7 protein-coding genes and 1 pseudogene are annotated in these 6,020 nt (G+C 70.2%); 5 read left to right on the top strand and 3 right to left on the bottom strand.

What is annotated here, in order from left to right; translation table 11 throughout:
- On the bottom strand, positions 1-340 hold a 340-nt coding region (locus EIO58_RS11210), incomplete at its 3' end, for an FAD-binding protein (RefSeq protein WP_127819610.1).
- 142 nt (positions 341-482) lie between these two features.
- Between EIO58_RS11210 and EIO58_RS11205 the strand changes: the two genes are divergently transcribed.
- Together EIO58_RS11205 and EIO58_RS19335 are read left to right on the top strand one after the other, a co-directional pair.
- Positions 483-1,610, top strand: coding sequence for a response regulator transcription factor (locus EIO58_RS11205; RefSeq protein ID WP_127819609.1), 1,128 nt, complete (start codon positions 483-485; stop codon positions 1,608-1,610).
- Position 1,611: 1 nt separating this feature from the next.
- The gene (locus EIO58_RS19335; RefSeq protein ID WP_127819608.1) at positions 1,612-2,184 is read left to right on the top strand and encodes a DUF2510 domain-containing protein; all 573 of its coding nucleotides are present in this window, start codon (positions 1,612-1,614) and stop codon (positions 2,182-2,184) included.
- A 35-nt stretch (positions 2,185-2,219) separates the two neighbouring features.
- Here EIO58_RS19335 and EIO58_RS11195 read toward each other — a convergent pair whose 3' ends face one another.
- Positions 2,220-2,957: an NUDIX hydrolase gene (locus EIO58_RS11195; RefSeq protein WP_127819607.1), complete on the bottom strand. Its 738-nt coding sequence runs from the start codon at positions 2,955-2,957 to the stop codon at positions 2,220-2,222.
- Between the two features lie 47 nt (positions 2,958-3,004).
- Positions 3,005-3,778, bottom strand: a complete 774-nt coding sequence (locus tag EIO58_RS11190; protein ID WP_127819606.1) for an IclR family transcriptional regulator — start codon at positions 3,776-3,778, stop codon at positions 3,005-3,007.
- Between the two features lie 185 nt (positions 3,779-3,963).
- Here EIO58_RS11190 and EIO58_RS11185 point away from each other — a divergent pair, with 185 nt between their 5' ends.
- The 3 genes and pseudogenes from EIO58_RS11185 to EIO58_RS11175 all read left to right on the top strand — a co-directional run.
- Positions 3,964-4,899, top strand: a complete 936-nt coding sequence (locus EIO58_RS11185) for a carbohydrate ABC transporter permease (RefSeq protein WP_127819605.1) — start codon at positions 3,964-3,966, stop codon at positions 4,897-4,899.
- The gene (locus tag EIO58_RS11180; RefSeq protein ID WP_127819604.1) at positions 4,896-5,789 is read left to right on the top strand and encodes a carbohydrate ABC transporter permease; all 894 of its coding nucleotides are present in this window, start codon (positions 4,896-4,898) and stop codon (positions 5,787-5,789) included. The genes EIO58_RS11185 and EIO58_RS11180 overlap by 4 nt, the downstream gene beginning before the upstream one ends.
- A gap of 43 nt (positions 5,790-5,832) precedes the next feature.
- A pseudogene (locus tag EIO58_RS11175) lies at positions 5,833-6,020 on the top strand (ABC transporter substrate-binding protein); the annotation flags it as partial.

Genomic DNA, 6,020 nt, shown 5'->3' with positions numbered 1-6,020 from the left:
CGGTGCGGGCGGCGGCGTCCACCGTCACGCCGCGAAGCCCCGCGAGCGAGACGAGCACCGCGTCTGAGAGGTCGGTGTCGGCGAGCGCCAGGGCGGCGTGGCCGGTCGACTGGGGCGCCACGCGGAGTCCGGATGCCGCGGCCGCACGCACGACCTCGACCACCTCCTCCGCGGTCTCGGGACGCACGACGGCGATCGGACGCTGGTCGACGGCGACGTTCCACGGCGCGCGGGCGAGATCGTAGCCGGGGTCGCCGGCGAACTGGGCACGGGCGCCGAGCGCCGCCCTGAGGGAGGTCGCGCGATCGCCGGTCGTGGTGGTGATGTCGGACAAGGTCATGAGTGCTCCTGGTTGTCGATCGAATGGGCCTTCGCCACTCTGGCCGGTGCCGGCGCGGGAGACCATCCCAGATCATGAGGGAATCTCGTCCCCCCAGATACCTGGGATAGCGGCGAGCCGGCCGGAGGAGCACACTGATGCCATGGCCTCGGCACTGGCGATCGGTCGCGCGCGCAGCGACATCGACGTGATCTCGCGCGCCGGCCTGCCGCTGCACCACTTCATGGACGAGGCGACCGCCTCGCTGCAGGGCGTCATGCCGTTCGTCGCAGCGTGCGTCTCGACTCTCGACCCGGCGACGACGATGGTCTCGAGCGTGCGCAAGATCGGCGCGCTCGACGGCCGCAACGAGCAGGACGTCGCGTGGTCGCAGATCGAGTACGGCAGCGACGATCCGACGTCGATCACGGCGATGGTGGCGGCCGGGCAGATCGCCGTCGGCATCCGCCACGCCACGCACGGCGTGCTGGATCGCTCCGTCCGCATGACCGAGCTCCTCGTGCCGCACTTCGATTTCGGCGATGAGGCGCGCGTCGTGTTCGTCGACCGCAGCGGCGCGTGGGGGCACATCTCGCTCTTCCGCGGCGACGACGACCCGGCGTTCGGGGTCGACGAGATCGAATTCCTCTCGGCCGTCGCGCCGGCGTTCACGCGCGGCTTCCGCACGGGTCTGCTCGCGCAGCTCGGCCGGGCGGATGCCGCACCTCAGTCCGGCCCGGCGGTCATCGTGTTCGACGCCCACGACCGCATCGTGCAGTCGACCCCCGGCGCACAGGCGCACCTTGCGCTCATGAGGTCGGTGGCCGGGATGGGGGATCCGCTGACCTCGGTGCAGGCGCTGGTGAGCGGCGCTCGGCGCTTCGCCCGCGGAGAGACCGAGCGGATGCCGCAGATCCGGGTCCGCACGAACGACGGCGTGTGGGTCGTGCTTCGTGCGTCGCCGCTCGGCGGCGCGGGCGAGCGTGCCGGGGATGTGGTCGTGACGATCGAGGAGGCGCGACCGCAGGAGGTGATCGACCTCGTGGCGGCGGCGTTCGAGCTGACCGCGCGGGAGCGGGAGGTCGTGGCGATCGTGCTGCGCGGCGCCGGCACGCGTGAGATCGCGGCGGAGCTGCACCTCTCGCCCTACACGGTGCAGGACCACCTGAAGTCGATCTTCGACAAGGCCGGCGTCGCGAGCCGCCGCGAACTCGTCGCGCGCGTGTACTTCGACCAGTACGTGCCCCGCATGGGCATCGAGATCGGCGCGAGCGGCTGGTACGCGGGCTGACATGGCCGACCAGCCGCCGCCGGGGTGGTACGACGACGGCACCGGCAAACAGCGCTGGTGGGACGGCGCACGCTGGACCGAGCATTTCATCGACCTGCGCGACCCCGGGACCGAACTGCGGACGGATGGCGGACCCGCCGCCTCGGGCACGGCGGGGCCCGGCTGGTACGACGATCGGCGGGGGCGGCAGCGCTGGTGGGACGGGCGCCGGTGGACGACCTCGGTCCGCTACAGCGGAGACGAGCAGCAGTTCGCCGGTGTCGTGATCGACGGCCGCTGGATCCATCTCGGTGACCTGAGCCAGCCGGTCGGCGAGGTGTCGGCATCCGTCGACACGGGCGACGCGCTGCTCGGACGGCCGGACTTCACACGGACCGCGGTCGAACGGCGCCTGTTCGGGCCCGGTGGCGGGGTTACGCCCCGCACGCTGAACCGTGCGATCGCACGGAGCACGCTCTACGTCGTCATCGCGGGCGCGCAGGTGTGGGTCGCGCCCGTCGCACTCGGCGAAGAAGCCGAGGCGCGGCGCTTCGTGGGGTGGGTCAACGCGAGCGCGCAGCACTACCGGTATTGACCGGCGCCCGGTCTCCGAGCCCCCGGGAACGCTGCTCAGTCGGGCAGCGCGAGCGGGATCTCGCGATCGGCGTCCCACGGCTCGGTCCAGCCGAGGCGGTCGAACAGCCCGTCGAGCACCATGCCCGTGAAGCCCCACACCACGTGCGCGCCGGTCGGGTGATGCACCAGGAAACCCGGTCCGCGCCATTCCTGGCCGTCGCGGCGGATCACCGTCGAACCGCGGTTCGCTGGGTCGATCAGGTCGGCGACCGGCGCACGGAACACCGCGGCGGACTCGGCCTCGTCGACGACGCGGACGGGCGACGGATGCCGCCACCACCCCAGCACGGGCGTCACGAGGTGCTGCGAGTACGCGAGCGGGATGTTCTCGAGGGTGCCGAGCACCTCGACGCCGGCGGTGTCGAGCCCGGTCTCTTCGCGCGCTTCGCGCAGGGCCGCCGACACCGGCCCGTCGTCGTCCGGATCGACGCGACCCCCGGGGAACGCGACCTGCCCCGGGTGCGAGCGCAGCGTCGTCGCGCGTGCCAGGAGCAGCACGTCGAGGTCGCGCGAGACGGCGCGGGGCTGCGCGTCGTGATCGCTCGGCAGTGAGTCGAGCACGCCGAAAAGGATCAGCACCGCGGCCGGGCGGGAATCCTCTGGCGTCGGCAGTCCGGCGAAGGCCTCGAATCCGTCGTGGCCTCGCGCCGCCGCCGCGGCTTCGGCGAGCGCGACCAGCTGCCCGCGGGCGCTGAGCGAACGGCGTGTCGGCGAGGAGGGAGGCACCGGCATCCGTTCAGGGTACGCCCGCCCGCCGACACGAGGGCGCGCGATGGCGGTCAGCCCGCCGGACCCTGGTAGCCGAGCCCGGAGCTGATGCGGTCGGCGGTCTCGATCACGATGCGGCCGAGCTCGGCCTCGCGGGTCTCGAGGTCGATCGTCGTGCGGGGCCCCGAGATCGACACCGCGGCCGCGATCCTGCCGAACTGGTCGAGGATCGGCGCTGCGACCGACGCCCGGCCGAGCACGAACTCCTCGAACTCGGTCGCGTACCCGCGGCGCGAGATGAGGGCGACCTCGCGGTCGAGCTGCTCATGCGAGGTGATGGTCGCCTCGGTGAAGCGCACCAGCTCGGGCATCAGCTTCGTGCGCTGATCGCGCGACGTGCCCGGAAGAGTGGACTTGCCGATGCTCGTGGCGTGCCGCGGCACGCGCTGCCCCATGAGGGAGTGCGACTTGGGCGACAGCGGTCCCTCGAAGTTGCAGAGGTACACCAGCTCGGCGTCGCGCAGGAGCGCGATGTTGACGCCCAGACCAAGCTGACCGGCGAGGTTCTGCGCGATCTGGCGACCCACGCGATGCACGCGGTTCTGATTGATCGCCACGCCCGCGAGCGTGAGCAGCTCGGCCCCCAGGAAGTAGAGCATCGTCTGCGGGTCACGCTCGACGAGGCCTCCCGCCTCGAGCGTGGCCAGCAGGCGGGATGCCGTGGACTGGCCGATCCCGGCGGCCCGGGCGACGTCGCCCACCCTCATCGGCTCGCCCCCGGCGAACGACTCCAGCACAGAGATCGCCTTCTCGACGCTCTGATTCGCACCCTTTTCTGCGGGCATCGTGCCTCCGTCAGTACGTGACCCGTCTCTGGGCCTCTCTCAGTATGCACCACATCTCATGCACAGAGTGCATGACCCTTGCATGTAGTGCGCGGGTCGTGCACTCTGTAGTCGGCGCAGATCGATGGCGCCGGATCTGAGAGTCGCAGCCGACGCCCAGTTCCCGAAATTCTCGAAGGACGACGATGACCTCATCCAGCGTGGTGCACCCCGACACCGCTGCTCGGCGGAAGCGTGGCGCTCCCCTCGGCGAGCGCACCTTCCTGACCTTCCTGCTGCTCCCGGGTGTCGTGCTGCTGTGCGCCATCGTGCTGTATCCGCTCATCCGGTCGCTGATCTCGGCATTCTTCGACGAGAGCCTGCTGTACCCGGGCATGACCTTCGTGGGTCTCGACAACATCCTCGCCGTGCTCACCGACGACTTCGGCCGGCTCGTGCAGCAGACCCTCATCTTCACCGTGGGCGCGACGATCGCGCCCTTCCTGATCGGCCTCGCCCTCGCCCTCGTACTGAATCAGCGGTTCCCGGGTCAGCGGTTCCTCCGCGGCGCGTTCCTCATCCCGTGGCTCATCCCCGGCGTCGTCGTGTCGTTCCTGTGGATGTGGATCTTCGACGCGAACTACGGCGTCCTCAACGGCATGCTGATCAGCCTGGGAGCGATGGACAGTCCCATCGCGTGGCTTTTCCAGACCGACACCGCGCGGGCGGCGCTGATCATCGCGAAGACGTGGAACACGTTCCCCTGGATCATGGTGATGATGCTCGCGGCGCTGCAGACCGTGCCGGGAGAACTGCACGAGGCGGCCGCGATGGACGGAGCCGGCACCGTCCGCCGATTCTTCGCCGTCACATGGCCGCACATCCGGGGCGTCGCGGGCTTGGTCATCCTGCTGGAGTTCATCTGGAACTTCCAGCACTTCGACACCATCTTCGTGCTCACCGGCGGCGGCCCGGCCGGAACCACCAGCACATTCGCCACCGAGGTGTACGACACCGCGTTCAGGGGCTACGACCTCGGCCACGCCGGCGCGCTCGGCATCCTGTGGATGGCGCTGCTCACGGTCCTCGTGGTGCTGTACGTCTGGCTCTCCGAGCGCGGCGAGAAGGGAGCCCGCCGATGACCGCAATCGCCCCCGCACCCCCGGTCCTCCGCTCCGAGGACGCCGCGCCCGAGATCGTGCGCCGGCGCCGCGGCCGCGTCCGCTGGGGCATGTGGATCTCGCTCGCGGTCATCGCACTCTTCGGGTTCGCGCCCGTGTACTGGCTGCTGGTCACCTCCCTCACGCCGACGAACCTCGTCTTCGCGTTCCCGCCCACGCTGTTCCCACGCGAGATCACGTTCGAGCACTACGCGACGGTGCTCGGCAACCCCCTGATCTTCGGGTACCTGCGCAACAGTGTCATCGTCTCGGTGATCACCGCCGTGCTGGCCGTCGCCGTCTCGATGTACATGGGTTACGCGTTCTCGAAGTACCGCTTCGCCGGCCGCAAGTCGCTCATGTACTTCGTGCTGTCGAGCCAGATGTTCCCGCAGGCGCTGCTGCTGGTGACGCTGTACCTGGTGTTCGCGCAGTTCGGCCTGCTCAACACCTACCTCGCGCTCATCGTGTCGTTCACGACCTTCACGCTGCCGCTGTGCGTGTGGATGCTGAAGGGCTTCTTCGACGCGCTGCCCGACGATCTCATCGAGGCCGCCAGGATCGACGGCGCAGGGCCGTGGCGGATCTTCCACTCCATCGTGTTCCCGCTGGCCGCACCCGGGCTCGTCGCGGCGGGCCTCTTCGCCTTCGTGCGCGGCTGGAACGACTTCATCTTCGCGCTCACTCTCGCAGGGCCCGACCGGCAGACCCTTCCGCCGGGCCTCGTGAACACGTTCATCTCGGAGGCCAGCACCTCGTGGCCGGCCCTCATGGCCGCGTCGCTCATCGTGTCGGTGCCGGTGTGCGTGGCCTTCATCCTCCTCCAGCGCTTCCTCGTCGGCGGCATCACGGCCGGCGCGGTCAAGGGCTGACACCCGTCCTGCATCACCTCCCATCCGATTCGAAGGAGAACTCATGGCAACGGAATTCTCGCGGCGCTCGCTGCTGCGGTACTCGGTGTTCGGGCTCGGCGGCGTCGCCGTGCTCGGCCTGGTCGGCTGCGCACCGGGCGGCTCGTCCGGGCCGGCGGCCACACCAGGCGGCGCCGGCACCCCGACGGACTTCGCGTTCGCGTCGTGGAGCCTGTCGGAGGAGGCGGCCAA

It is taken from the genome of Microbacterium sp. CPCC 204701 (genome assembly GCF_004010105.1).
In the GTDB taxonomy this organism is placed as follows: Bacteria; Actinomycetota; Actinomycetes; order Actinomycetales; family Microbacteriaceae; genus Microbacterium.
This window is presented reverse-complemented; position numbering and strand designations above follow the sequence as displayed.